26 protein-coding genes and 2 pseudogenes are annotated in these 25,209 nt (G+C 44.5%); 9 read left to right on the top strand and 19 right to left on the bottom strand.

Translation table 11 applies throughout. The features are described from left to right. Positions 1–136 precede the first annotated feature (136 nt). From B9T34_RS13050 to B9T34_RS13065, 4 genes and pseudogenes are all read right to left on the bottom strand, one after another. Positions 137–1,564, bottom strand: a complete 1,428-nt coding sequence (locus tag B9T34_RS13050) for an amino acid permease (protein WP_086213561.1) — start codon at positions 1,562–1,564, stop codon at positions 137–139. A gap of 131 nt (positions 1,565–1,695) precedes the next feature. After that, on the bottom strand, positions 1,696–2,058 hold the full coding sequence (locus B9T34_RS13055) for a RidA family protein (protein WP_086213562.1): 363 nt from the start codon (positions 2,056–2,058) through the stop codon (positions 1,696–1,698). Between the two features lie 146 nt (positions 2,059–2,204). After that, a pseudogene (gene alr / locus B9T34_RS13060) lies at positions 2,205–3,323 on the bottom strand (alanine racemase); the annotation flags it as partial. An 83-nt stretch (positions 3,324–3,406) separates the two neighbouring features. Continuing rightward, a complete protein-coding gene (locus B9T34_RS13065) occupies positions 3,407–4,672 on the bottom strand; it encodes a D-amino acid dehydrogenase (RefSeq protein WP_086213564.1) in 1,266 nt (421 codons plus the stop codon). A 140-nt stretch (positions 4,673–4,812) separates the two neighbouring features. On the opposite strand from B9T34_RS13065, the gene B9T34_RS13070 reads away from it, so the two are divergent. After that, positions 4,813–5,280 (top strand): Lrp/AsnC ligand binding domain-containing protein, encoded by a 468-nt coding sequence (locus B9T34_RS13070; RefSeq protein ID WP_086213565.1) that lies wholly within the window; start codon positions 4,813–4,815, stop codon positions 5,278–5,280. A 97-nt stretch (positions 5,281–5,377) separates the two neighbouring features. Here the strand turns inward: B9T34_RS13070 and lysM are convergent, their stop codons facing one another. The 6 genes from lysM to B9T34_RS13100 all read right to left on the bottom strand — a co-directional run bounded on the left by lysM (position 5,378) and on the right by B9T34_RS13100 (position 9,118). After that, a complete protein-coding gene (lysM, locus tag B9T34_RS13075) occupies positions 5,378–5,851 on the bottom strand; it encodes a peptidoglycan-binding protein LysM (RefSeq protein ID WP_086213566.1) in 474 nt (157 codons plus the stop codon). A 206-nt stretch (positions 5,852–6,057) separates the two neighbouring features. After that, on the bottom strand, positions 6,058–6,294 hold the full coding sequence (gene acpP, locus B9T34_RS13080) for an acyl carrier protein (protein ID WP_067669528.1): 237 nt from the start codon (positions 6,292–6,294) through the stop codon (positions 6,058–6,060). Between the two features lie 83 nt (positions 6,295–6,377). Then, positions 6,378–7,112, bottom strand: a complete 735-nt coding sequence (gene fabG / locus B9T34_RS13085; protein ID WP_086213567.1) for a 3-oxoacyl-ACP reductase FabG — start codon at positions 7,110–7,112, stop codon at positions 6,378–6,380. After that, positions 7,109–8,095, bottom strand: a complete 987-nt coding sequence (gene fabD / locus B9T34_RS13090; protein ID WP_086213568.1) for an ACP S-malonyltransferase — start codon at positions 8,093–8,095, stop codon at positions 7,109–7,111. Before fabD ends, fabG begins: the two co-directional genes overlap by 4 nt. A 205-nt stretch (positions 8,096–8,300) precedes the next feature. After that, the gene (gene rpmF, locus B9T34_RS13095; RefSeq protein WP_086213569.1) at positions 8,301–8,483 is read right to left on the bottom strand and encodes a 50S ribosomal protein L32; all 183 of its coding nucleotides are present in this window, start codon (positions 8,481–8,483) and stop codon (positions 8,301–8,303) included. Between the two features lie 77 nt (positions 8,484–8,560). Further along, positions 8,561–9,118 carry a YceD family protein gene (locus tag B9T34_RS13100; protein WP_086213570.1) on the bottom strand — a complete coding sequence of 186 codons (558 nt, stop codon included), beginning with the start codon at positions 9,116–9,118 and terminating at the stop codon, positions 8,561–8,563. 97 nt (positions 9,119–9,215) lie between these two features. Between B9T34_RS13100 and B9T34_RS13105 the strand changes: the two genes are divergently transcribed. Both B9T34_RS13105 and B9T34_RS13110 read left to right on the top strand, forming a co-directional pair. Beyond that, positions 9,216–9,878 (top strand): elongation factor P hydroxylase, encoded by a 663-nt coding sequence (locus B9T34_RS13105; RefSeq protein WP_086213571.1) that lies wholly within the window; start codon positions 9,216–9,218, stop codon positions 9,876–9,878. A gap of 117 nt (positions 9,879–9,995) precedes the next feature. Then, positions 9,996–10,613, top strand: a complete 618-nt coding sequence (locus B9T34_RS13110; RefSeq protein WP_086213572.1) for an L-threonylcarbamoyladenylate synthase — start codon at positions 9,996–9,998, stop codon at positions 10,611–10,613. A 147-nt stretch (positions 10,614–10,760) separates the two neighbouring features. On the opposite strand, the gene B9T34_RS13115 is transcribed toward B9T34_RS13110, so the two are convergent. Both B9T34_RS13115 and B9T34_RS13120 read right to left on the bottom strand, forming a co-directional pair. Beyond that, on the bottom strand, positions 10,761–11,348 hold the full coding sequence (locus tag B9T34_RS13115) for a hypothetical protein (RefSeq protein ID WP_086213573.1): 588 nt from the start codon (positions 11,346–11,348) through the stop codon (positions 10,761–10,763). A 208-nt stretch (positions 11,349–11,556) separates the two neighbouring features. Beyond that, entirely contained in the window at positions 11,557–12,291 is a 735-nt protein-coding gene (locus B9T34_RS13120) for a GNAT family N-acetyltransferase (RefSeq protein ID WP_086213636.1), read from the bottom strand. A gap of 295 nt (positions 12,292–12,586) precedes the next feature. On the opposite strand from B9T34_RS13120, the gene B9T34_RS13125 reads away from it, so the two are divergent. The 3 genes and pseudogenes from B9T34_RS13125 to rluB form a co-directional block, all read left to right on the top strand. Continuing rightward, positions 12,587–13,378, top strand: coding sequence for a segregation and condensation protein A (locus B9T34_RS13125; RefSeq protein WP_086213574.1), 792 nt, complete (start codon positions 12,587–12,589; stop codon positions 13,376–13,378). Then, positions 13,375–13,980, top strand: coding sequence for an SMC-Scp complex subunit ScpB (gene scpB / locus B9T34_RS13130; RefSeq protein WP_086213575.1), 606 nt, complete (start codon positions 13,375–13,377; stop codon positions 13,978–13,980). Before B9T34_RS13125 ends, scpB begins: the two co-directional genes overlap by 4 nt. Before the next feature lie 41 nt (positions 13,981–14,021). After that, positions 14,022–14,879, top strand: a pseudogene (gene rluB, locus B9T34_RS13135) (23S rRNA pseudouridine(2605) synthase RluB); the annotation flags it as partial. Between the two features lie 354 nt (positions 14,880–15,233). Here the strand turns inward: rluB and bioD are convergent. The 5 genes from bioD to B9T34_RS13160 form a co-directional block, all read right to left on the bottom strand. After that, a complete protein-coding gene (gene bioD / locus B9T34_RS13140) occupies positions 15,234–15,875 on the bottom strand; it encodes a dethiobiotin synthase (RefSeq protein WP_086213577.1) in 642 nt (213 codons plus the stop codon). Continuing rightward, positions 15,872–16,654, bottom strand: coding sequence for a malonyl-ACP O-methyltransferase BioC (bioC, locus tag B9T34_RS13145; protein WP_086213578.1), 783 nt, complete (start codon positions 16,652–16,654; stop codon positions 15,872–15,874). Before bioC ends, bioD begins: the two co-directional genes overlap by 4 nt. Before the next feature lie 8 nt (positions 16,655–16,662). Further along, positions 16,663–17,820: an 8-amino-7-oxononanoate synthase gene (locus B9T34_RS13150; protein WP_086213637.1), complete on the bottom strand. Its 1,158-nt coding sequence runs from the start codon at positions 17,818–17,820 to the stop codon at positions 16,663–16,665. A 2-nt stretch (positions 17,821–17,822) separates the two neighbouring features. After that, complete coding sequence (gene bioA / locus B9T34_RS13155; RefSeq protein ID WP_086213579.1) at positions 17,823–19,115, bottom strand: adenosylmethionine--8-amino-7-oxononanoate transaminase; 1,293 nt, start codon at positions 19,113–19,115, stop codon at positions 17,823–17,825. A gap of 85 nt (positions 19,116–19,200) precedes the next feature. Further along, positions 19,201–19,932: a lipase family protein gene (locus tag B9T34_RS13160; protein WP_086213580.1), complete on the bottom strand. Its 732-nt coding sequence runs from the start codon at positions 19,930–19,932 to the stop codon at positions 19,201–19,203. 204 nt (positions 19,933–20,136) lie between these two features. On the opposite strand from B9T34_RS13160, the gene B9T34_RS13165 reads away from it, so the two are divergent. Continuing rightward, positions 20,137–20,685 carry a peroxiredoxin gene (locus B9T34_RS13165; RefSeq protein WP_416202717.1) on the top strand — a complete coding sequence of 183 codons (549 nt, stop codon included), beginning with the start codon at positions 20,137–20,139 and terminating at the stop codon, positions 20,683–20,685. A gap of 107 nt (positions 20,686–20,792) precedes the next feature. Here B9T34_RS13165 and ftn read toward each other — a convergent pair whose 3' ends face one another. Together ftn and rlmF are read right to left on the bottom strand one after the other, a co-directional pair. Further along, positions 20,793–21,257 carry a heteropolymeric bacterioferritin subunit Ftn gene (gene ftn / locus B9T34_RS13170; RefSeq protein WP_086213582.1) on the bottom strand — a complete coding sequence of 155 codons (465 nt, stop codon included), beginning with the start codon at positions 21,255–21,257 and terminating at the stop codon, positions 20,793–20,795. A 375-nt stretch (positions 21,258–21,632) separates the two neighbouring features. Further along, the gene (rlmF, locus tag B9T34_RS13175; protein WP_086213638.1) at positions 21,633–22,607 is read right to left on the bottom strand and encodes a 23S rRNA (adenine(1618)-N(6))-methyltransferase RlmF; all 975 of its coding nucleotides are present in this window, start codon (positions 22,605–22,607) and stop codon (positions 21,633–21,635) included. 452 nt (positions 22,608–23,059) lie between these two features. Between rlmF and B9T34_RS13180 the strand changes: the two genes are divergently transcribed. After that, the gene (locus B9T34_RS13180; protein WP_086213583.1) at positions 23,060–23,722 is read left to right on the top strand and encodes an SH3 domain-containing protein; all 663 of its coding nucleotides are present in this window, start codon (positions 23,060–23,062) and stop codon (positions 23,720–23,722) included. A 395-nt stretch (positions 23,723–24,117) separates the two neighbouring features. Continuing rightward, entirely contained in the window at positions 24,118–25,182 is a 1,065-nt protein-coding gene (locus B9T34_RS13185) for an SDR family oxidoreductase (protein ID WP_086213584.1), read from the top strand. Positions 25,183–25,209 lie beyond the last annotated feature (27 nt).

Below are 25,209 nucleotides of genomic sequence, written 5' to 3' on the forward strand. Positions count from 1 at the left end.
TTCATTAAAAAGCAATTTCAGCAGAATAAATAGCGCTCATCGGCAAATTCATCCATGAATGATTAAAATCAGCGGCAGTTTCATTATAAAAAACCCTGCAGAAGCAGGGCTTTAAATTTCAAATTCAAAACACGATTTACATTTGCTGCAGCTGGCGCTTACGCATGCGCGGCAAATACAGCACTCGGTAAGTGACCGCCAAAATGACCAGCCAAAGCGGACTGATCATCAGCGCTTTGAGCGTATCCGGTTCCAGACTTAAAATGATCAAAGTAAAGAATAGAAAAGCCAAAACAATATAGCTCATCCACACACCGCCCGGCATTTTAAAGGTCGATTTGATATGGTTCTGCGGCTGCAGTTTGCGGTAGCGCAGGTAACAGACCATAATCAGCGCCCAGATGCTGATAAACAGAATCACGCAAAGGGAGCTGGCCAAAGTAAAAGCTTCAATGGTATTGGGTACAAAATACTGCAGCCCTGCACCTGCCATAATGAAGAAGCAAGAGAAGATTAAACCCTGCGCAGGAACAGCCCGCTTAGATAAACGCGCCAGCGCTTGCGGCGCCTGACCGCCGCGCGCCAAACCAAAAAGCATGCGCGAGGTTGAAAACACACCACTGTTCATAGATGACATGACCGATGACAGCACCACCAAATTCATAATAATGGCAGACACTGGAATGCCTGCATGCAGAAACAGTGATACAAATGGACTTTGATCGGCAGGGATTTTATCCCATGGCGTTACCGACATCACTACAAATAAAGACAGCACATAAAACAGAATAATCCGTGTTGGAATAGCATTTACCGCTTTAGGCAGGTTCCTTTCAGGATCTTTAGTTTCTGCCGCCATGGTGCCTAATAGCTCAACGCCAACGAAGGCAAAGAGCGCAATTTGGAAGCCTGCAAGAAATCCATCTGCCCCTTTGGGGAACATGCCGCCATGTGACCAGACATTGGTAAAGCTCGAAGCCGTACCGTCAGGAGAATGGAAATGGCTGAATACCATATAACCGCCAATTACGATCAGCCCTAAAATGGCCAAAATTTTGATTAATGCAAACCAAAATTCAACTTCACCAAACAGTTTGACGGTCAGCAGATTCAGACCCAAAACCAGCAGCACACAGCCTGCGCTGATCAGCGCCTGCCCCATTGGGGTAAAGCCGACATCTGGCGGCAGCCAAAATCCCAAATAGTTAATAATGGCAGCCAAATCAGCAATGCCGACCAATACCCAGCCCAGCCAATACGACCAGCCGATATAGTAGCCTGCGCCCGGCCCAATCAAATCATGCGCCATATCAATGAAAGATTTATAGTGCAAATTAGACAGCAGAATTTCACCCAGTGCGCGCATTAAAAAGAAAAACATCAGACCGATAATCATGTAAATAAACAGGATCGATGGCCCAGCGAGGGAGATGGTTTTACCTGAGCCCATAAAGAGGCCCGTGCCAATGGCGCCGCCAATCGCAATCAGCTGTAAATGACGGTTCGACAGCTTGCGCTGCAATTCATGAGGCGACGATTGCACGTCATCTTGATGTGTAGTCATAGTTGATGTCCTTATAATGCTTGCAGCGGCGCAGCTTTCACTAAACGCTTAAACTGCCCTGCCCAATGTCCTATTGGGCTTAAACTGCCAGTGCAAACATGGAAGATTCAAAAATAAAAAAACTGCACAGCTTAAGGCTGAGCAGCAGTAACAGCAATTTCAATCAGCCAATCTGGATTGACCAGCTCAGCCTGTATGGTGGCTCGTGCAGGTTTAGGCGAATCTTTCAACCACTCAGCCCACAGCGCGTTCACGGTTTTAAAATCAGCAAGATTTTTAAGAAAAAGCTGCGCGGACAGCATTTGGGATTTGTCGCTGCCCGCTTGAGCCAGCAATTGATCAATGGTATTCAGCACATCCAAAGTCTGCGCTTCAATCCCTGCTTCTGGGTTTTTCGGCACTTGCCCTGAAAGATAAATCACCTGATTAAACACGGTGACTGCACTCATAAAATCATTGCTGCCGAATCTTTGAATAGGGTCTGACATGGTCATGCTTCCTTGTACTTTTTCGTTTCAGGCGCCAGTACAGCGCCTGTTCTTAATAAATAAATTTAAAAATATTCGGCTGAACACTCAGCCTTCAAATTTGCTGCTGCATTTTTCAACGCCACAACGTGATCAACCGACATATGTCCTGCATCAATGCTAAAAGGCACACGCTGCGTGACTGCGCACATCAGCTCATAGCCAACTGTGCCCGAGGCCTTGGCCACATCATCAATCGGCAGCACAGCGCCATTTGAAGCCTTGCCCCACAGCACCACTTCTGAACCAATGCCGCTCTCAGGCAAATGTGTCAAATCGACCGCCAGCATATCCATGCTCACGCGGCCAATCAGACCTGAAGACTGCCCATCTATCAGCACTGGCGTACCTGTAGGTGAGATGCGCTGATAGCCATCTGCATAGCCGCAGGCGGCAATACCGATACGCATGGCTTTGTCTGCCACAAAACTCGAGCCATAGCCCACGCTTTGCCCTGCCTGAAGAGTTTGAATACCGATAATTTCGGTACGCAGCGTCATTGCGGGCTGCAGCTGCCAGTCTTGAATACAATGAAGCGGATAGTCAGGAGAACTGCCATACAGCATGATGCCGCTGCGGGCGATATCGGACTGCAATTCTTGAGAATGCCGCAAAATGGCCGCACTGTTGCTGACGGTCATAGGCGCTGGAAACTGTTCAATCATCTGCTGGAAGCATTGATATTGATAGTCAATGCCAGACTCGCCAAAACGCTCTCCGTCCGCATCTGAAAAATGCATCATATGCGTGAGGCTGTGAACAATGCGCAGTTTCTGCAATTCAACCCAAGCTAGTGCATATGCCTCTGGAGTAAATCCCAAACGGTTCATGCCAGAATTCATTTTGACAAAAACATCAAACTGCGCTTGAGGATAGCTGTCTTGGAATTGTTTCAGCCAGTCAATCTGATAAGTGCTGTGCACCGTAAAGCTCAGCTTGAGCTGATGACAATCCAGCAGATCCTGCAAGCTAAAAATACCTTCGAGCAGTAAAATATCGCCTTGCCAGCCTAGAGCGCGCAGACGTTTAGCTTCTGCCATATCCAGCAAAGCAAAGCCATCTGCCTGCTTAAATGCCACATAAACACGCTCTATGCCATGACCATATGCATTGGCTTTTACCACGGCATAGACTTGCGCATTCGGCACATTTTGTCTGGCAAATTGTTTGGCGACCTGCAAATTATGCGCTAAGGCATCTAAATGAATAACTGCTTGTATCGGCCGTGACATTTTATTCTTCCCTAAAACGCGTCCTTGAAACTGTAAATAGCAAAATACGGCTTGCAAGCGGCTAAGCCTGCAAACCGTATTCTTTATGCTGCATGTGCATGCGCATAGCGCTGCAATGACAAGCCTTCTGTACTGATCTCTGCAGATTGCCCCAGCACTAAATCACTGATCAATTTTCCTGAACCGCAGGCCATGGTCCAGCCTAATGTGCCGTGACCAGTATTCAGGAACAGATTCTTGTACTGTGTAGGCCCAATAATTGGAGTGCTGTCTGGTGTCATTGGGCGCAAACCTGTCCAGAAAGAGGCTTGTTCTAAATCGCCGCCTGGGAACAAGTCACGCGTTACCATTTCCAAAGTGCCGCGGCGGTCTTGGTTCAAACCTAAGTTAAAACCGCTTAATTCCGCCATGCCGCCTACACGGATACGGTTATCAAAACGGGTAATGGCAATTTTATACGTTTCATCCAGCACAGTAGATTGCGGCGCATGGCTTGGATCAATAATTGGCACAGTCAGCGAATAGCCTTTCACAGGATAAACTGGCAGGTCTAAATGCAATGGTTTTAAGAAATCGCGTGAATAGCTGCCAAAGGCCAAAACATAGCGGTCTGCCGTCAACACCTTGCCATTAACCAGCACGCCTTTAATTTCGCCGCCTTCGACAATCAGCTTTTCGACATCTTGATTGAACTGAAAATCCACACCCAGTGTTTTCGCATGTTCGGCCAAAGCATTGGTAAATAAATAGCAGTCGCCTGTTTCATCATTCGGCAGATGCAAGCCGCCAACCAGCTTATCTTTGGCTTCAGCCAAAGCTGGTTCAACTTTGCTTAAGCCGTCACGGTCCAGCAACTCAAACTCAACACCCGTTTCTTTTAATACTTCAATATCGCGCTGCACAGCTTCAAGCTGCGCGTCTTTACGGAACAGCTGCAGCGTGCCTTTAGAACGGTTTTCATAGCTGATGCCTGTTTTATCACGCAATGCACGCAAGCAGTCACGGCTGTATTCAGCAACCCGCACCATGCGTTCTTTATTCACAGCATACTGATCTGCACTGCAGTTTTTCAGCATTTGCATCATCCACTGCAATTGCCACATGCTGCCATCCAGCTGCACGGCCAATGGCGCATGATGCTGAAACATCCACTTCACCGCTTTAAAAGGAATACCAGGCGCTGCCCACGGAGTCGAATAGCCAGGTGAGATTTGACCCGCATTGCCAAAGCTGGTTTCTTCGGCTGGCCCAGCCTGACGGTCCAATACCGTCACTTGAGCGCCCTGCTTTGCCAAATAATAAGCGCTGGTTACGCCAATCACACCGCTGCCTAAAACAATTACATGCATAGTCTTGACCTCGACCCTGTCCCTAGTTTATTTAACTAGTATATTTTTGGATCAATAGTTAATTTTGCTGATTTGAAGACTTTATTTCAGTGAATTCACTTGTTTTGTCATGAAATTATAAAAAAGACAGGGAAAATTAAATGCGCAAATTAGACCGTATAGACCGCATGATTTTAGACATTCTGCAAAAGAATGGACGCATCGCGATCAGTGAGCTGGCTTCACAAGTCAATCTTTCAACCACGCCCTGTTCTGAGCGGGTGAAACGGCTGGAACGCGATGGCATTATCATGGGCTACTATGCGCGGCTGAACCCTGAATTGGTGGACAAGCGCCTGCTGGTATTTCTTGAAATTAAACTGTCTGCAAAATCCGGCGATGTTTTTGAGCAAGTGGCGCGCGACTTAACCGACATTCCCGAAGTTCTGGAATGCCATTTAATCTCTGGAGATTTTGATTATTTAGTTAAAGCGCGTTTAAAAGAGATGAGCGCATACCGCAAGCTGCTGGGCAATATTTTAAAAAAACTGCCTGCATCCGCATCTTCGCATAGCTATGTGGTGATGGAGGAAGTGAAAGAAGGCTTATATTTGGATGTCACCGCTTAGCATAAGCATTCATCTTGTGATGCTGATTGCCGTACATCATAGGTAAACATAGGCATAAAAAAACGCTGGCCATGCAGCGTTTTTAGCAGGAAAGCGTTTAAGCTGGGATACGAAGCACTTGCCCAGGGAAAATATCATCAGCATTTTTCAGCAATGGGCGGTTTGCTTCAAAAATTTTATTGTAGTGATTGGCATCACCATAAAATTCTTTCGAAATTTTAGATAAATTATCGCCGGACTTAACCGTATAGAACTTACTTTCAGGTTCAGGCGCAGCCACGGTCAGCTGATCATCCACTTGCGCCACGTGATCAATATTACCCACCGCCAAAACAATTTTTTCTTTATCCGCCTGTGTTTGCACCTGCCCTTTCACCGTAGCCAAATCCGAGGCGGAGTTATAGCTGACTGAAAGCCCTGTGACAGGCAAACCTAAGCTCTTAATATGCCCCAAAAGCTTATTGGCAATTTCCTGTACAGACGGCTCTGCAGGAGTTGCTGGCGCCGCTTGCGGTTCTGCAGGCGCTGTATTTTTTTTACCAATGCCTTTTACAAAATCAAAAAGACCCATCTGACACTCCTTATTGTTTTAACTTATGCGTTTATAAAATCAAATTTTCAAAAAATGATTGAGCTCTATTTTTATAGCTAAAAAATAAACAACTTTAAGTTGCCATTCGTGTTAGAACCGTAAATTCATGTAACAACCAAAATACAGGCACAAAAAAACCGCCCAGAAGGCGGCTCTTTTGTTTCAGCAAAGCTGAAAATCAGTTATTAACCTAGTTTCTTAGAAACGTAGTCAATAGCAGATTGAACAGTTGTGATTTCGTTAGAATCTTCATCTGGAATAGTGATGTCGAAGTCGTTTTCGAAAGACATAACAAGCTCAACCAGGTCAAGAGAGTCAGCACCTAAGTCATCCATGAAAGATGCTTCGTTTTTGATTTCTTCAACTTTAAGACCAAGTTGCTCAGCTACTGCTTGTTTAACGCGTAGTTCGATATCGCTCACAGGAATTCTCCTCATTGCTTGTGGCGTTTTTAATGCCGTTAGTTTAATTGAATATAAAAAATTTGGAAAGTTTATACTTGGCCTTAAGCCATGTATAAACCGCCATTTACATGTAACACTGTACCAGTAATGTAACTTGCTTTGTCTGAAGCCAAGAAACTTACGGCATCAGCAATATCCTGAGGCTCACCTAAACGGCCTAAAGCCACCTGATCGCTCATTTTTTTACGAATTTCTTCGCTCAACTGTTCCGTCATTTCTGTTGCAATAAAACCAGGCGCCACAGAGTTCACTGTAATTTGACGGCTGCCCATTTCTTTTGCAAGGCTGCGGCTGAACGCTTCAATACCGGCTTTTGCCGCTGAATAGTTCGCCTGACCTGGATTGGCAAAATGCGCAACCACAGAACTGATGTTAATAATGCGTCCAAAACGCGCTTTGGTCATGCCCTTCAGCACACGTTTAGATAAACGGTAGACTGCTTTCAGATGAATGTTCAAAATATCATCCCAATCATCTTCTGACATGCGAAGCAGCAAGTTATCTTTGGTAATGCCTGCATTGTTCACCAACGCAAGAACAGGACCATAATTTTGCTCAATGTCTGACACCAAAGCATCAATCGCTGCGCCGTCACGGACATCCAGCACTTTGCCTGCGCCATTGCCGCCAAAAGCAGCTGCAAGTTTTTCTGCGCCTGATTCAGATGTTGCAGTACCTACAACAAAATAACCGTCTTGAATCAGCTGCTGAGCGATGGCTGCGCCAATCCCTCGGCTTGCACCAGTAACCAGTGCAACTTTGCGTTCTTGTGTCATGCAATTTTCCCTTCAGCCATTAAAATGGCGTTAAGTGCATCTTCCATGCGACCAGTAGAGTCAAGTGGAAATGCTTTTTCGATGTTTGGCAAACGTTTCGCCATATTCGCAAGCACATTGCCCGGACCGCATTCTGCAACATACTGAATCCCTTGATCCTGAATGAACTGCATGGTTTTGGTCCACTGCACAGATTCATACAGCTGCGCAGTCAATGCCTGACGCAGCTGCGCCACATCAGTGGCAATTTCTGCGTTGACATTTTGTATTACAGGTATGCGCGGCAGCTCAATGGCAGTTTGTTCCAAAACTGCTGCAAACTTCTCAGCCGCAGGCTTCATTAATGAACAGTGCGATGGAACAGAAACGGGCAAGGCAATCGCTTTGCCTGAATTTTCTTTCGCTAAAGCAATCACAGCATCAACCGCATCTTTAGTGCCGGCAATCACCACTTGGCCTTGCGCATTAAAGTTGGCAGCTTCTACACTGCCTTTGCCTAATGTGCTGGCTTGGGCGCAAAGTTCAATCACTTTGTCATCATCAAAGCCCAAAATTGCCGCCATTGCGCCAGTGCCTTGCGGTACGGCATCCTGCATCAATTTACCGCGCAGGTTTACCAATTTGACTGCATCACCAAGGCTCATCGCGCCAGCCGCAACCAATGCGCTGTATTCACCCAATGAGTGGCCTGCCAAGTATTTCGGCATCACACCGCCCAGCTCCAGCCATACACGCCACATCGCGATACTGGCTGTCAGCAATACAGGCTGCGTGAATTCAGTTTGATTCAGTCCTTCGCCGCTTTGCGCGATTTGCCACAAATCAAAACCTACCGCTTCCGATGCTTCAGCAAATGTGGCTTGAACACCGCTAAACTGTTCTGCAAGATCGGCAAGCATGCCAACTTTTTGCGAACCTTGGCCCGGAAACAAAAATGCAGTTTTCGCAGCCAGCACCGCTTGCTCAAGTTGATTAGCAGACATAAAAAAATCCTTTAATTAAGATATGCCAAACAATGACAAATGTTCATTATTTCAGCAAAACCTCATATGAGTTCATATGTGGGCGGAAATTTAACATTTAAATTTGCGTTAGGTAATTGCCAAATACAACAAAAATCGGCACAAAAAAAAGGGAGCTTAAGGCTCCCAATTTTTCTACTAAGCTTGACGCTTAATACATCATCAATTATTCAGCAGATGCTTTAGCGAATAATTGACGACCACGGTAGATACCATCTTTAGTTACGTGGTGACGACGGTGAGTCTCGCCAGTAGCTTGGTCTACAGTTAATGCATTCTCAGTTAAAGCGTCATGTGAACGGCGCATGTCACGGCGAGAGCGACTTTTACGGTTTTGCTGAACGGCCATGATGGCTCCTTACAAATATCGAAAAAATGGATCAGAACAAATTCGATTGTCTTATACGTGTGAGTATAACACAAAAATTAGTTAAGTTTACCCTTCAAACCTGCCAAAACATCAAACGGGTTATCCCGCTTTTCTTCAACAGCTTCTTGAACGGCAGGCTGGTGCTTATGTTCACAAGCGTCGTGCTTAGGAGACAAAGGCATCAGCAATAACAGTTCATCTTCTATCAGCGCAAGTAAATCAGCCATTGCAGGTGCATCATATGTACCTTTAGTGGTTGCTTCACTTTCACCTAAGACGATGAAATCAGCATCCTCATCCAAGCGCTCTATCAGTGACTCATCGTCCACTAGAGCTAGATGAAAATCTGAAACGAGTTCAATTTCTACCACGTCTAAACAACGCTGGCATTCCACTGGAACTTTCGTTTCAACATGACCATCCAGCCATACAACGCGATGATACGCATCCATTGATAGCTTACAGTCTATGTTAATCAATTGATTATCAATTGATCCAACAGCTTCACGAGCAATACGAACAAAGCGAGACAATGGCAGGGTACCTGACCATGTAAAGCCTTGTTCAGCCCATTTAAACGGCTCAATCTGTGCCGGAAAGGTATTTGCTGACATAATTAAGGCGGCAATTCTACAAATTCATCAGTACTCTGTCAAAGATTAAGATACAATTTTGTACTTATTTAGACAGACCATTTGGGTAATTCAAGTCATGCATCTGTTGCAGCCGCAAACAGAAGTGAATATTTCATCACTTATGAGCACACTTTCAACCGACGATTCTGACACTTCAGCCAAGCCAGCGCAACTCTCGCAATGGGCTAAATTATCATCAGAAGCAGATCAGGTCGATTGGCTCATCTTACACTTTAATCACTGGTTTTCCCACCTAAATGTCACTTTAGTCAAAGGTGATTTTGAACCTGAGTATTTTCCAGCAGTTGCGAGCGCCCCTGCCCGCATCCAATTTGCACACGGTTTCTTTAACAGCGCCCTGCATGAAATCAGCCACTGGACGATTGCCGGCGACAAACGCCGCCTTTTGCCTGATCTCGGCTATTGGTATGCGCCAGATGGCCGCACGCGGGAACAGCAAGCCTTATTTGAGCAAGTTGAAATTAAGCCGCAAGCCATTGAATGGCTATTCTCGCAGGCTTTTGGCCGTAAATTCCGCGTATCGCTGGATAACTTAACGGGTGATAGCGGTGATGGCGCAGCATTTAAAGACAATGTCCATGCCCAGCTGCAGCGCTATTTTTCAGGTGAGGCAAAGCTGCCCAGAGATGCCCAGCATTTTATAAACGGCATCTGCGCCTGCACACGAAATGGCAAAACATTACAATCCAATGAGTTCCTGCGTGAAATGCTTGATTAAATTACACAAATCTACGCATGATGCATTGCGCGCCGTTACGCTGCGCATCCATAATAGACCCAGCTGTATAATGACTGCTTAATATCAACAGCTAAATATAATAATGGAGGACCAGATATGCTGCATTTACGCGTACATCCCGACAATCCTCAACCCCGCTTGATCAGCCAAGCTGTAGAGCGCATCCGCGCTGGCGATGTAATTGTTTATCCAACCGATGCCGCCTATGCCATTGGCTGCCAAATTGGCAACAAAAGCGCAATGGAGCGTATTGCGCAGATCCGCAGGCTGGATGCCAAGCATCAGTATGCTATTATCTGCTCAGACCTGTCAGACATTGCCACTTATGCCAAAGTGGACAATGCCATGTACCGTCTGCTGAAAAACAATACCCCTGCCATCACCACATTTATTCTGCCGGCAACCAGTGAAGTGCCGCGCCGCTTAATGCATCCAAAAAAGAAAACCATTGGCCTGCGCATTCCCAGCAATCCCATCTGCCAGATGCTGTTAAAAGAATTAGGCGAGCCGCTGCTGACATCCACGCTGATCTTACCGGGTCAAAACGACCCGATTGATGATCCTTATGATATTGAGATGCAGATTGGCAAGCAGATTGATGTCTTGATTGACGGCGGCTTAGGCACATTAAATACCACAAGTGTGGTCAATCTTGCGGGCGATCATCCTGAAATTATCCGACGCGGCATGGGAGATCTCAGCGCGTTTGAATAAAGCAGTACTTTGATTGCGATCTAAAGATCCTGTAAATACGGCCTTGCTGAACGATCTTCAGCAAGGTTTTTTTAAGCTTTGGCATATGTAAATTAGAGCTGCTTGGCCATACATATTTGCCCGATCCAGTTCTGTACACCATGAACCTTAATGGGCAGCAGCCTCATCACTGCCTGAATATGCCGCTGCAGGCGCAGCTTCAACCGCTGAAGAAATGACAGGGGCTGCTGCAGGCGTTATAGTATTTTGCTCTGCGCCCTGCTCAGCATCATGTTTTAAATTTCTTAAAGCCGTAAAACTCGGGCAAGCCGAAAGCTTTTGCTGGTGCGAGGCCAACTCTGCGCCAAATTTATTTTTTAAGGAAATATGAAAGACAACCTGATCTTCTTCCAGCACATTCAGCACCGCAGTACGCTCTTTATCCTCTAGTGCTCGGAAGGACTCTAGCGAATCACAGCTCATATTATTGACCATGTCCTGGGTATTTTCAGGTAAAACTTTTCCTGAAAATTGTGTATTGCGCATATAAAAACGGACGTTTGGATATTGATCCAAAACAGAAAAATCAATTTTCGCGGCATTCATCAGAGGGCGGTATCGCGCTTCTATTTCGGCAAAACCGCCCGATTTAAGATTGCTGCGCACTTCATCTTCAAGCTTCATCACTTGATACTTGGGATAACCCAAAAACACTCCAAAAGCAATCATCGCGATCAGCACTACAATCACTGGCATGTACTTATCCTTATTATTAATTCTTCATGATTTATGCGCTTAATATGGTGATTTATTTAGCATTAAGCAACTGTTTTTTATATTTTAATTCCGCAACAACTGCACACCCACCCAACATAAACACCGATGAGCATCTCAAGCCTATTCAGTCATAGGACAGCCAACCATTGCGCAATACTCTTCTTTAATACAGGCCTAAAAGCGCGGTTCATGCTGACTGGTACAGTGCTATAAAGTCACCCAAACGAATTTTCTGCTGTCCTGCTGCATCAAAATTTTCAGGATCCAGCCACGCCCGATACGCTTTTAACAGTTCAGGCCATTCTTCATCCAGCATAGAAAACCAAGCCGTATTGCGGTTCCTGCCTTTGACCACACGGTCTTGACGGAAAATTCCCTCATATTGAAATCCTAAACGTAAAGCCGCTTGCCGTGATGGCAGATTCAGCTCATCACACTTCCACTCTACACGGCGGTAACCTTGCTCAAAGCAAGTTTTCAGCAGCAAATAAACAGCTTCTGTAGCCGCAGTGCTTTGCTTCATCACATGCGAGAAATACACATTGCCAATTTCAATCACGCCTTGCTCTGGGCGGATATTCAGCAATGCAATCCAGCCTGTAACCTGCTGCAGATGTTCAATCACAAAATGCTGAGATTGGCCAAGACCAAACTGCCCTGCTAAACGGTGTTTGAAACTTTGCAGATCACTGCACAGATCATAAGGCAGATAAGTCCAGCAGCGGCCGTCCGGTTCCTGACTGCTGCATTGCCACAGCTGATTGAGCCGCTCACTGTTTAAGACCATCTCTGAAAATGGCATCAGCTGCACGGTTCTCCCGCACAGAGCCATCGGCTGTGTTGACTGCTCTATATTCATCTGTACCGGCAGGCCAATTTTTTGTCCAAACGGGTTTTCTTGTGTTTTTTGATACGCTCTCATCTGCAGCACAGCCACCCTGTGTTTTATATTTATACAAATTCCATTTCTGAAGATAAGCATAAAAGATTGAGAAAAATACATTTTTTTAGAATAATTTGAAGCAGATCATTATTCTTTAGCTATTCCAAGTTTTTTTTATGAAATCGCCGCACTTTGATTTATTTCAGTGCGCTTTTCGATTAAACTACCCGCTCTTTATCTTTGCTATTTCTCATCATCTGCTGACGGCAGCAGATTCTATTTGATCTGAAATCGCTATTCATGCCTTTGAAAATTCGCGTGGCCTATAACTGCAATGAATCAACCTATCCATGAACCCGTGGAGCAATCTGCACACATCCGTGTATTGGATGAGTGGCAAGATACGATTCCCGAGGATTTATACATTCCTCCCGCTGCATTTGAAATTCTTTTAGAACATTTCGAAGGCCCGCTCGACTTTTTAATTTACCTGATTCAAAAAAATGGTTTTGATCTGCTGCAGGTGGACATTGCCCCCATAGCCGCGCAGTACCTGTCTTATATGGATGCGATGAAATCGCTCAATATTGAACTGACAGCAGACTATATGGTGATGGCGGCTTTACTGGCCGATTTAAAATCACGCCTGCTGCTGCCTAAGCCTAAATCTGCAACAATAGAAGATGATCCAAAACAAGAACTGATTGACCGTTTAGAAAATTATTTACGCATTAAGCAAGCTGCTGAGCGTTTAGGTCAAATGACCATTTTAGAACGCGACACCTTTGAAACCAATGTCATGCTGGGGCATGTTTCATTCAGCAATGATGGCTATGATGCCAGCCTGCTGCGCGATGCGATTCTGTGTGTCTTTAACCGCCCAGAACCTGTAGTCCATCAAATTCTGCAAGAACCTGTGCTGCTGGAAGAGCGCATTGCCTATATTGAAAGCAAGCTGGAAAGCGGAGAAATTTTAGAGTTTGAAGCATTGCTGAAACCCAGCCAAGGCCGCATGGGCATGGTTGTGACGTTTATGGCCATTCTAGAGCTGACCCGCCAGCAAAAAGTAAACATCATTGCCACAGGTGTTGAAGCGCCGCTTGCAATTCAAGGAGCACAGGCATGAATCATGATGTAAATTACGAACTTAACTTAGACAATGCCCCGCAGCCAGAAGACACGCATGAAGTGCTGATGCAGCTGGAAGCCATTATCTTTGCCAGCGATACAGCAGTTTCTGTGGCGCGTTTAAAAGAAGCTTTTGAAAACCGCTACAGCAAACAGAAACTGCGCCAATTTCTGCAGCAGCTGACTTTGCTGCAGCATGGCAGATCGATTGAATTGATTGAAACTGCGCAAGGTTACAGATTTCAAGTTCGCGCAAAATATCGTAATATTATTGTACAGACATGGCCTGAACGACCATTTCGTTTATCGCCATCTCTGCTCGAGACACTCGCTGTGATTGCTTACCATCAACCAGTGACACGGGCAGACATTGAGCAAATTCGCGGAGTCACCAACAACAGCCAGATTTTACGAACGCTGTTTGACTGGAACTGGATCAAAGAGTCTGGTTTTCGGGAACTCCCAGGAAGACCTGCGTTGTTAGTTACAACGCCACACTTTTTAAATGCTTTTGGCCTCCATTCTTTAGGTCAATTGCCTCCCCTGCAGGATGCCAAGGAAGCTTTTATGGCCCTCGACGCAAATGCGCCGAAGTCGTAAATAGGTGAACTGTTGATGATAATTTCTAAGGTTATGCTGTCATGAGTGAAAAATTGCAAAAGGTGCTTGCACGTGTTGGTTTGGGTTCTCGCCGTTATATGGAAGAAGTCATTGCCGCAGGACGTGTGAGCGTAAATGGGCAAGTTGCCCAAGTTGGGGAACGCATTGAACCGGGTGATGAGCTTCGCATCGACGGCCGTAAAGTGCAATTCCAGATCGAAGACGAAATCCGCCGCCGCGTGCTGATTTACTACAAGCCTGAAGGTGAAATCTGTTCACGCAGCGACCCTGAAAACCGCCCGACTGTATTTGAGCAATTGCCTCAAATTGCTGGCGACCGCTGGGTGATGGTAGGCCGTCTGGATATCAACTCAACAGGCTTATTGCTGTTCACAAATGATGGTGAACTGGCAAACCGCTTAATGCACCCGTCAAATGAAATTGAACGTGAATATGCTGTACGTGTTATGGGGGAAGTAACACCGCAGCTGAAAAACAACATGCTCAAAGGCGTAACGCTGGATGACGGCCCTGCGAAATTTGAATCATTCACTGAAATTGGCGGTGAAGGTATTAACCGTTGGTTCCAAGTGGTGGTGAAAGAAGGTCGAAACCGTGAAGTACGCCGTATCTTTGAATCACAAGGCTTAAAAGTCAGCCGCCTGCTGCGTACCCGCTACGGTACTGTGATTTTGCCGCGTGAACTGCGTACTGGCCGCTGGATGGAATTGGACAAGCAAGATATCGACAACTTAACAAAATCTGTTGAGTTGAAGCCGCGTCAAGGCACTGGCTTATTTGGCATGGCGAAACGCCGCAATGAACGCATGCAGGATAAACCGATGGCTGCGCGCCGCGGCGGTTTCCTGCGTCAGCAGCGCCGTGACAATGAAGAAGAAACACAGCAAAAACCGGTGTATGGCCGTGAACGTGAACGCCGTGACGACATGAACCAGTTTGGTCAACGCCGTGACGATAAGGCTCAGCCTAGTCAGCAGAGTGAACGCCGCAGCAGCGGCAACCAAGGCAGTTATGGACAGCGCGACCGTCAAGAAGCTCCTGCAAACCGTGAACGCCGCGATGACAATTTTGGCAACCGCGATTTTGGCAACCGTGAACGCCGTGATGAAAATGCGCCGCGCAAGCCATACGGCACAAAAAAAATCTTTAAAAAGTTTTAATTCAAAACTGAAAAAAACCGCTCAATGAGCGGTTTTTTTATGACAAACAAACTGCCAGCTTGCAAATTCAGCTTAAAGTGCAGGAATATCAATCCACTGTGCATGTGGAAAATGCTGCGCCAAATAGCCTTTCAAAAAATCAGCCGTATCTTGTGAAATGATTTTATCCTGTGATTCATCATTGAGATTATAAGCCAGCGCATACAGCTCAATATTTCTGCTTTTGAGCGCCTCTAAGCTGAGAATGGTATGGTTGATACTGCCTAAACGTCCTGAAGTCACCAAAATGACTGGCAGCTGATGCTGCGCCACATAATCAATCGTCAGCAACTGTTCAGTTAAGGGCACCATCAGGCCGCCCGCACCTTCCAGCAGCACCGCATCATAAATTTCGGCTAACTGCCTTGTCGCATCTTCAATTTTATGAAAATCAATTTCACGCCCATCAATTTTAGCTGCCAAATGCGGAGAGGCTGGATAGCTGAATATCTCAGGCATGGTCAATTTGCTGTCATCTTCAGGAAACCAGCCCATCTGCATAATTTCACGGTGCTGCTCAATATCTTCAGACACATCTGCATTGCCCGTTTGAATCAATTTCTGGGTAATGGTTTTAACGCCCCGCGCATTCCACAGTTTCGCCAAATATCCCGTAGTAAAAGTTTTGCCAATGCCGGTATCAATGCCGCTGATAAAATAAACTGGCGCTGTCATAAGCGTCTCCGTGCAATGCAGTAAATTGGATGATAGCTCAATGCATACTGCGGCAATCCCGCATCATCGAGCTGTGAAAATTGCTGATAATCTTGATAAAACTGTGTTAAAGATTGCTTGGTCCAGCGGTGGCGGGATGAGGTCGCTGTGACCCCTGTCGCTTTTAGATGCTGCAGTACGGCTTTGGGATGATCAAAGCGCAATGTTTCTAAACTTTCCGAAAGATGCAAAACCTCAAAACCTGCTTCACTCAGTAAAGCCTGTATTTCGGGCAAGGTCTGATAGTGCAGACCTTGCCCTGTAAGCGCTTTGATTTCCTGTAAATTCTGCGGACCAAACGTCGAAAAGCATAAATAAGCTTGCGGATTTAAGACCTGATGAATCCGCTGAAGCAATGCATTTAAATCATTGATCCATTGCAGCGCAGAACTGGACAGCGCCAAATCTAAATGCTGCGGCAAAGGCTGCGCTTCAATATCGCCAATCAGCCAATTCATCTGTGTTTCAGGATATTCCGAAGCGGATATATGCTGCTGAACTTCTGAATAAAGATCATTAAGAAACAGCTGATTAATCTGAAAATTCAACAGCAATTCTCGGGTTAATCCGCCTGAACCGCAGCCCACTTCCAGCGCTTTTCCCAGCTGCTTTGCAGGCAAATGCTGCTGCATCAGCTGCATCAAGTGCTGATAAATCTGTTTTTGAACAAGTGCATGTGCATCGTAGCTTTGATGCGCTTTGGCAAAGCGCTGTGCGACCTGAGATTTTTGAATCATCATCAGTTCACTCAAAGCAGCGCCGCAAGCTGATCAATTTCAGTTTGACTGATCGAAGACATTAACGATATGCGCAAACGCGAGCTGTGCTGCGGCACGGTCGGCGGCCGCACAGGCATAATATAAAATCCTGCAGCCTGCAGCATTTTTGCCTTTTCCACGGTTTTATTTGACTCGCCAATAATGACAGGAACAATATGTGATGTGGATGGACAGTCAAAACCTTTACATTTCACCGCTTGCTGCAAGGACTGGCTGATCTGCAGCAGATGCTGACGCTGTACATTTAAATTTAAAACTTTCTGAAAAATAAAATTAGTCCACGCCATGCAGATTGGCGGCTGGGCGGTGCTGAAAATCAGCGGGCGCATGCTGTTGATCAAATATTCACGAATGACAGGATGGCAAATCAAATAACCACCGACTGAAGCCATCGCTTTGCCAAAAGTGCCTGCCAGCAAATCAATCTCATCAATCACCGCATACTGCTCTGCACAGCCTAAACCCTGCGCGCCGCGCACGCCGATCGCATGCGCTTCATCTACATACAGCATCACTTTGGAAAATTGCTTTTTAATCTGCACCAAAGCGGCTAAATCTGTTTCATCACCATCCATACTGAAAATGGATTCAGTCACCACAATAATGCGCTCAATTTCAGCATCCTCATGATATTTCTGCAGCAGCTGAGTGAGATGATTTAAATCATTATGGCGGTAGCGCACATATTTGGCGGCAGACAATCGAATGCCGTCAATCATGCTGGCATGCACCAGCTTATCCGCCAATATGAGGGTTTTACTGTCCGCCAATGCAGGCAAAATACCGATATTCATATGGTAGCCGCTGTTAAACAGCAAAGCGTCGCGGCCATGAAAGGCTTGGCTTAAGCTGGCTTCGAGCTGTTCATATTCTGGAAAATTACCAGTCAGCAACCGCGAGGAAGACGAACTCATCCAGCGCTGGCCATTTGGTGTTTCATCAAAAAATTGTTCACGCAGCTGCAGATCCGATGCCAAACCCAAATAGTCATTAGACGCCAAATTCAGCATTTGATGATCATTCATTGTGATCATCTTGCCCTGCTGCAGATGAGCCGTAAATTGACGCCGATTGCCTTGCGCTTTCAAACTGTCCAGCTGCTGTGCATAATGATCGAGCAATGTCATATTCATCCAGCTTGCTCCATATTTTTGACTACGTCAGCCAGCTGTTCTAACAGCGTTTTGAGTTCTTGTTCCGAAATTATATACGGCGGCATCACATAGACCAGCTTGCCAAATGGGCGCACCCAAATGCCGCGGCGGACAAATTCCTGCTGCAGGCTTTTTATATCCACATCATGCTTCAGCTCCACCACACCAATAGCACCGAGCACCCGCACATTCTGCACATGTTCCAAATCACTTAAAGGAAATAGCCCCTGCTGCAGCTGTCTTTCAATACGCGAGATGTTGGCCTGCCAATCTTGTGACAGCAACAGCTGTGTGCTTTTTAATGCCACGGCGCAAGCCAAAGGATTGGCCATAAAGGTCGGGCCATGCATAAACACTCCCGCCTCACCTTGGCTGATGGTTTCTGCAACCTGTGTACTGGTCAGTGCGGCAGACAAGGTCATATAGCCGCCCGTAAGACCTTTGCCGATGCACATAATGTCAGGCTCCACTCCTGCCCATTCCCAAGCAAACAGCTTGCCAGTACGGCCAAAACCCGTCGCAATTTCGTCAAAAATCAGCAGGATTTGATATTTTTCACAGAGCAATTTGGCTTGACGCAAATATTCAGGATGATAAAAACGCATGCCGCCAGCGCCTTGTACAATCGGCTCGATAATCAGTCCAGCAATGCTGGCATAATGCTGCGCCAAAGTTTGCTCAAGATCTTTGATATCTTCAGGATTCCACGCTTCATCAAAAGCAGTTTGCGGCGCGGGTACAAATATGCGGTTAGGCAGGCTGGAACCAAAAATCTGATGCATGCCTGTAACAGGATCGCAGACCGACATCGCATTCCAAGTATCCCCGTGGTAACCCGAGCGCGGTGTGACAAAATTGCTTTTTTCTTTTTTACCCAGAGATGCCCAATACTGCACTGCCATCTTCAATGCCACTTCTACGGCCACTGAGCCCGAATCTGCATAGAAAATCTTGGTTAAATTGGGCGGGGTGATCTCAAGCAATACTTTTGCCAGCTGAATAGCGGGATCATGTGTCAGGCCGCCAAACATAATGTGCGACATATTTTGCAGCTGATCAATTGCCGCTTGATTCAGCTCAGGGTGGTTATAGCCATGAATGGCGCACCACCACGAGGACATGCCGTCGATCAGCTGCCGCCCATCTTCCAGCTCAATCGTTGCGCCATAAGCTTTTTTGACTTTAAACGCAGGCAGCGGCTGCGTCATAGACGTATAGGGATGCCAAATATGCTGCTGGTCAAACTGCAGATCAGTTAATTCGGTCATCTTTCACTCCATGAAAAGGCGTTTGCATCAATTGGGCACGATGTTAAACCTGCAGGAATGAAAAATAAATTGCGAGATAGGTCACTTATCCGAATGTTTGTTTAATTTTCTTTAAATATTGGCAGATTTTGCAACTTATGCTTTCAGACTCAAATAATGGCATGCCGTGAGAGCCGCTTATTAATTCAGTCTCTAAAAACTCCACAGCGAAATTTCGAAGATTATGCTCAACTTTGTAACTAACTAAATAATCCTGTTTCGCAAATAGATGATACTGATGACCTTTATATTTTTTTAAGATACTGACATTATTTAGCTGTTCAAGGCAATTCAGCCCTGCACGCAACACATCTAAATTCTGCGCTTGAATTAAACTTTGCAGCGTTAAGAAATCCTGTTTGGTGTTTGCAGTCCCCTGACAGACCATAAAGCCGAATTTTTTTAAAGTTGCAATCGCATCGGTTTCAAAGAACCGTTTAAAATTTTGAAAAGTCTGCACATCCATAGCCGTTTCCCACTGATCATTGGCCACGAAACAGGGATTAGACGCCAAAGTAATTAAAATCTTTTGCTCATCATATTGCTTAGAAATCTGATCTGCCAATAATGTCGCCAGCTGGCCGCCCAGTGACCAGCCGCAAATCACATCAAATGCCCGCGCTTTTTCTACCTGCTGCTGCAAGACCTCTGGATCTAAAGCATTAAAAATATTGATCAGCTCAACATGATGACCCTGCTGTGTCAAAGCGTCCTGTAAAGGCTGCAGCAATTTGGTGCCGCCGCCCCAGCCAGTAATAAGTAAAATATGCTGGTTCAATGCTCACTCGAAAATCATGAATTATTTAAAATAGTATAGAACGCCGCATTCAGTTAAGCAGTGACATTTCTCATTACAGTTTGAATTCGTTTCGAATGCCGATGTGAAACAATTGCAAACACTCTCTGCGCTGTACGAACTCAAAATCTGCTACGATCTTTTTAGACTTCCATGAAAATATATGCCATGAAAATAACAGCCCTTATGCAAATCAGTTTGCTTAGCCTGACTGCATCCAGCGCTTTTACTGTTCCCGCCTATGCAGAAAACGCTATATTTTCAGCAGCTGAGCAAAAGCAATGGGTTGGCAAGCCTGCACCCGCGTTTAAACTGCAGGATCAAAACAGTAAATGGCATGAATTGAAACAGTACCGCGGCAAATGGCTGGTGCTGTATTTTTACCCCAAAGATGACTCTCCTGGCTGCACCAAAGAAGCCAATCAATTCAAAGCGCTGTATCCGCAATTTTTAAAGAACAATAGCGCTGTGCTGGGTGTCAGCTTGGATGATGTGGCCTCACATCAAAAATTCTCTGCCAAACTGGGCCTGCCTTTCCCTATTCTGGCAGACAGCAAACATCAGCTGGCCAGTCAACTCGGCATTGTGCGCAACCTAGGCATCACTAAAATGGCCAAACGCGAAACTTTTCTGATTGATCCTCAAGGCTCAATCGTCTACCACTACAGCAGTGTCGATACGCAAACCCATGCCGCGCAAGTCTTGGCGGATATTCAAAAACTGAATAAAAAATAAAAAAGCATCAACAAATAGATGATAAAAAAAACCTTTGGACACGCATCCAAAGGCTTTTTTTATCAGCTGAATTTGCCCTAAAAAGCAAATTCAAATTGAAACAGATCTTACATCTGCGATTGAATATAATTTTGCAGGCCGATCAATTGAATTAAACGCAGCTGTTTTTCCAGCCAATAGGTATGATCTTCTTCCGTATCCGACATTTGCTGACGCAGCATATCGCGGGTCACATAATCGCCTTTTTCTTCACACAGCTTTACGCCTTGCGCCAATTTTTCACGCACATGATATTCCAGCGCCAAATCAGCTTTTAAGCAGGTCACCACGTCTTCACCAGTGACAATATCGTCACGGTTCATGTTTGGCGTGCCTTCTAAGAACAGCACGCGGCGGATAATCGCATCAGCATGCTGCGCTTCTTCCTGCATTTCATGATCGATACGCTCAAAGATTTTGCTTAGGCCCCAATCTTCATACATACGGGAATGAATCAGGTATTGATCACGAGCAGCCAGTTCGCCACCGATCAGCATATTTAAGTAGTCTACGACTTCTGGATTGCCACGCATTTTCTTTACTCCATACCCTTTTCAAATATTATGGACAAGTTTCAAAATGAATGCAAAATATAAATTTTGTAAGCTTATGATTTATATAAAATTTAAATGATAAACATACGCATTTGCAGTTCAATTCCGCGCATTTTTCACATATAAAAGAAGCCCTTGCAGAATATTTATAGCGCTTTGAGCGTGAAATAAGCAAAAATCGCTGGGTGCTGTTTTTTGTAACAATTAACAATGCGTCTTGTTTAGTACAAATATCCGCTGATTGATTCAACACGCCACGCTTGAGTTGCTGCGCAAATCGATGAAGACAACACTATACTGACGCTTCATGCATTGCAGTCAAAGACAAGGCGAAAATTTCCAAAGAAGACAGACTTAAGCTGAAGTCCAACGTGCATTCTTCCATGCTTGCTGCTGCTTTGAATCTAAAAAAGTCCAAGCGACAAAACGGCTTTCTTTTTGTCCCTGCGTCATTTTTATGGTTTTCACATCCACTGCTCCGCTCTTCGCTATGGCTTTTAAGAGCACAGGCAATGTTGTTTTCTTGGAAACCAGCGTACTAAACCAAAGACATTGCTCAGTGAACTGAATACTCTCTTGCACCATTTGGCAGACAAATCGCTCTTCGCCGCCATCACACCAGAGTTCGTTTTTTTGACCGCCAAAGTTTAACACCACCTTGCTCTGATCAACCGGCTTGCCCAGTTTTCTTAATTTTTGCGTTGCTGTCGCGTTGGCTTCATCTTGCGAGGCATGAAATGGCGGATTACACATGGTCAAATCAAAACGATCTGAAGGTTTAATTACCCCATTGAAAATATTGCTCGCTGCCTTCTGCAATCGAATCTGAATCCCTTTACGCAGATTCGGGTTGGCCTCCACAATAAATTGAGCGCTTTTAACCGATGCAGAATGAATGTCTGAGCCGACAAATTTCCAACCATAGCTCCGATGACCAATGATCGGATAAATACAGTTCGCGCCAACCCCAATATCTAACACTTGAACGGCGTGTCCAGTTGGAATCTGCCCCTTGTTGTTAGCACTCAATAAGTCAGCCAAATAATGAATATAGTCAGCCCTGCCCGGAATAGGCGGGCAAAGATAATCTTTGGGAATATCCCAATATTGAATGCCATAAAAATGCTTAAGCAACGCTTTATTGAGCATTTTCACAGCGTGCGGATCAGAAAAATCTACCGATAAATCGTTATATTGATTTGGGTTGACAAAAGGCGCAAGTTCCGGACAACTCTTCATTAACTGAGGAAAATCGTAACGGCTGCGATGCTGATTTCGTGCATGTAATTCCGATTTTTGCTGCGGAAAAGATTTCTTTGCTTGCGCCATGTGTATGCCAATCATCAACGGGAGAACAGAATTATCTGATAAGGCAGGATCTATACCTGCAAATTCATCAATATTGTACGTGAATTTAACTGACAATGACGCCCCAATCCTTTTATTTGTCTATCTGCAAAATCAATAACCACTTGGACATCTATTCTTATTTAATCTGGAAATTTTTGTTTGCTATAGCATCAAATCTCACTAAACAAAACCGTTAAACATTGATTGAAATTTAAGCATGGAACATGAAGAATCAACAAAAAAGCCCAAATCGGTAGGTTTGGGCTTTTTACATCAAAATAAAGCCATGATTTATATGAAATAAAAAATAGCATTTCGTATAACGTGTATTATGTTAATTTTAGAAAATATCAATAATTCTATTTAATCGTAGGAAACATAAAATTGTCTATTCCACTAAGTGAAATCGAAAAGTTGACTAAGAACCCTGAATGGCAAAAAACATTCAAATAATTAATCAAATCCTAATAAATTTTCAAACGGGTCTTACTTCCTTTTTTAATAAGCCTGAAGTGCAACAAACATTAATAGCCATCCAAAATACCTCTATTGCTCTTAATAAATATTTAAATGATCCGAGAGTTCAAAAAAATCTACAAAATTTCCAAATGTTAGTAGTTAATATTGTGAACAATCAAAATTTTCAGAAAAACTACATCAACAATCAAAAAATTGATAACAAAGAGAATTTTATTTTTTTTGAAGAAAGTATTCGTGATGAAATTAATTTTTCTGATGAACTTCAATCTTTTGAAAATGAGGAAGAGAAAAATAAGTTTTTAGATTTTTTTATACAATTTTTCTTTATTATTCTTATGTTTCATATAGATAACTTAGAAGTAACTTCTGACTTTAAGGAAACCTATGTCTACTATCTTAATAAGATTGAATCAAAAGGTGTAACCATTTCTCGTGTTAACTTAAGAGAAGCTCCAAATTTTCAAAGTGAATCGATTATTGCTATTCCTAGAAATACACCGTTGAAAGTATATAAAGAAGTTACCAATGGATGGATTAAAGTTTCTGTGAATATAAATAATATAGATCTTGATGGGTATGTATCTGAGGCTTATATAAAAAAAGTTAAAAATTAATATGATTTAAACTCTTTTTTAGCGGTCGATGGCAAATAGATGAGTGCTCAATCATAAGGATAAGATTTAATACAATAGATTCTACACGAAATGAAGAAGCCTAGACCGAAGATCTAGGCTTCAAATTAAAGCGCACTAGTTAGATATGACTCTTTGTCCATCTATTTATGAGATTTTGCGTCCACAATAAGAAGAATATGCATCTATCCAACACTTACCCCATCTTCGCGTTTTTAAATCAATAAAAAATTACTTTTGCAGCGCTCTCATAAGATTTCTGCTGAATTTAGAGCACATTAAACTCAATCATCAACATATATTTTTTCAAATTAATCAAAGACAAAAATAAATATTATCAATATGATAAAAAAATAAGTCACTTTAAGTTGAAGAATGTGAATACCCAAACAACAAAACCAATATTCGTTACAGGTGCCACAGGCTATATTGCCAGCTGGGTCATTAAAAATCTGCTTGAACAAGGACACACCGTACACGCCACCGTACGCGACTTGAATAAGAAAAAAAGCTTTGCTCACTTAGAAAATATCGCAAACCAAAGCACTGGCACACTCAAACTGTTTGAAGCCAATTTACTGACACCACATGCCTTTGATGAAGCCATGCAAGGCTGTGAAATTGTGCTGCACATGGCCTCACCTTTTGTGGTGACCAATTATAAAGATGCTGTAAAAGACATTATCGAACCCGCTATTTTAGGCACTGAAAATGTGCTGAACAGCGTGAATGCCACCGAATCGGTCAAGCGCGTTGTGGTCACTTCCAGTATTGCCTCGACCTATGGCGATGCCATTGATATTCAAAAAACAGCCCATAATGAATTTGATGAATCGCATTGGAACAGCACCAGCTCAGAAACTCATCAGCCTTATCCATATTCTAAAGTCATGGCCGAACGTAAAGCTTGGGAGATGCAAAAAGCGCAGCAACGCTGGGAACTGGTCTGTGTAAATCCAGCCTTGGTCCTTGGCCCATCTTTAACCGCGATGACCAAATCCGGCAGCGTGGAAGTTTTAGAACAGTTTGCCAACGGCATGACACTGGCTGGCGTTCCGCCGATGTGGAATGGCATTGTTGATGTACGCGATGTTGCCGATGCACATTTGCAGGCGGCATTCAATCCGAAAGCCGAAGGCCGTTATATTATCAGCGGCGGCACACTCAGTCTGCTGGAAATGGGCAAAATTCTGCGCCAGCACTTTGGCCCTAAATTCCCCTTCCCGCGCAACCAGCTGCCTAAAACCGCATTTAAATTGTTTGGCCCGCTGGCAGGTTTTTCCAAGTCTTTTGTTGAGCTGAATATGGGTTATCCAATCTACTTCAATGCATCTAAGAGCCAAGCCGAATTGGGTATTCAATATCGCAATATTGAAACCAGTCTAGTTGAGCATTTTCAACAACTGTTGGATGACGGTGTCGTAAAGAAATATATTCCATAGTCCAATCTTCTTCATAAAAAAGCCGCC

Source organism: Acinetobacter sp. ANC 3813 (genome assembly GCF_002135435.1).
Lineage (GTDB): Bacteria > Pseudomonadota > Gammaproteobacteria > Pseudomonadales > Moraxellaceae > Acinetobacter.

Coding starts and splice junctions, on each gene's coding strand:
- B9T34_RS13050 (WP_086213561.1), bottom strand. CDS start 1,564: ATGACTACACATCAAGATGACGTGCAATCGTCGCCTCATGAATTGCAG.
- B9T34_RS13055 (WP_086213562.1), bottom strand. CDS start 2,058: ATGACCATGTCAGACCCTATTCAAAGATTCGGCAGCAATGATTTTATG.
- B9T34_RS13065 (WP_086213564.1), bottom strand. CDS start 4,672: ATGCATGTAATTGTTTTAGGCAGCGGTGTGATTGGCGTAACCAGCGCT.
- B9T34_RS13070 (WP_086213565.1), top strand. CDS start 4,813: ATGCGCAAATTAGACCGTATAGACCGCATGATTTTAGACATTCTGCAA.
- lysM (WP_086213566.1), bottom strand. CDS start 5,851: ATGGGTCTTTTTGATTTTGTAAAAGGCATTGGTAAAAAAAATACAGCG.
- fabG (WP_086213567.1), bottom strand. CDS start 7,112: ATGACACAAGAACGCAAAGTTGCACTGGTTACTGGTGCAAGCCGAGGG.
- fabD (WP_086213568.1), bottom strand. CDS start 8,095: ATGTCTGCTAATCAACTTGAGCAAGCGGTGCTGGCTGCGAAAACTGCA.
- rpmF (WP_086213569.1), bottom strand. CDS start 8,483: ATGGCCGTTCAGCAAAACCGTAAAAGTCGCTCTCGCCGTGACATGCGC.
- B9T34_RS13100 (WP_086213570.1), bottom strand. CDS start 9,118: ATGTCAGCAAATACCTTTCCGGCACAGATTGAGCCGTTTAAATGGGCT.
- B9T34_RS13105 (WP_086213571.1), top strand. CDS start 9,216: ATGCATCTGTTGCAGCCGCAAACAGAAGTGAATATTTCATCACTTATG.
- B9T34_RS13110 (WP_086213572.1), top strand. CDS start 9,996: ATGCTGCATTTACGCGTACATCCCGACAATCCTCAACCCCGCTTGATC.
- B9T34_RS13115 (WP_086213573.1), bottom strand. CDS start 11,348: ATGCCAGTGATTGTAGTGCTGATCGCGATGATTGCTTTTGGAGTGTTT.
- B9T34_RS13120 (WP_086213636.1), bottom strand. CDS start 12,291: ATGAGAGCGTATCAAAAAACACAAGAAAACCCGTTTGGACAAAAAATT.
- B9T34_RS13125 (WP_086213574.1), top strand. CDS start 12,587: ATGAATCAACCTATCCATGAACCCGTGGAGCAATCTGCACACATCCGT.
- scpB (WP_086213575.1), top strand. CDS start 13,375: ATGAATCATGATGTAAATTACGAACTTAACTTAGACAATGCCCCGCAG.
- bioD (WP_086213577.1), bottom strand. CDS start 15,875: ATGACAGCGCCAGTTTATTTTATCAGCGGCATTGATACCGGCATTGGC.
- bioC (WP_086213578.1), bottom strand. CDS start 16,654: ATGATGATTCAAAAATCTCAGGTCGCACAGCGCTTTGCCAAAGCGCAT.
- B9T34_RS13150 (WP_086213637.1), bottom strand. CDS start 17,820: ATGACATTGCTCGATCATTATGCACAGCAGCTGGACAGTTTGAAAGCG.
- bioA (WP_086213579.1), bottom strand. CDS start 19,115: ATGACCGAATTAACTGATCTGCAGTTTGACCAGCAGCATATTTGGCAT.
- B9T34_RS13165 (WP_416202717.1), top strand. CDS start 20,137: ATGCAAATCAGTTTGCTTAGCCTGACTGCATCCAGCGCTTTTACTGTT.
- ftn (WP_086213582.1), bottom strand. CDS start 21,257: ATGCGTGGCAATCCAGAAGTCGTAGACTACTTAAATATGCTGATCGGT.
- rlmF (WP_086213638.1), bottom strand. CDS start 22,607: ATGGCGCAAGCAAAGAAATCTTTTCCGCAGCAAAAATCGGAATTACAT.
- B9T34_RS13180 (WP_086213583.1), top strand. CDS start 23,060: ATGGCAAAAAACATTCAAATAATTAATCAAATCCTAATAAATTTTCAA.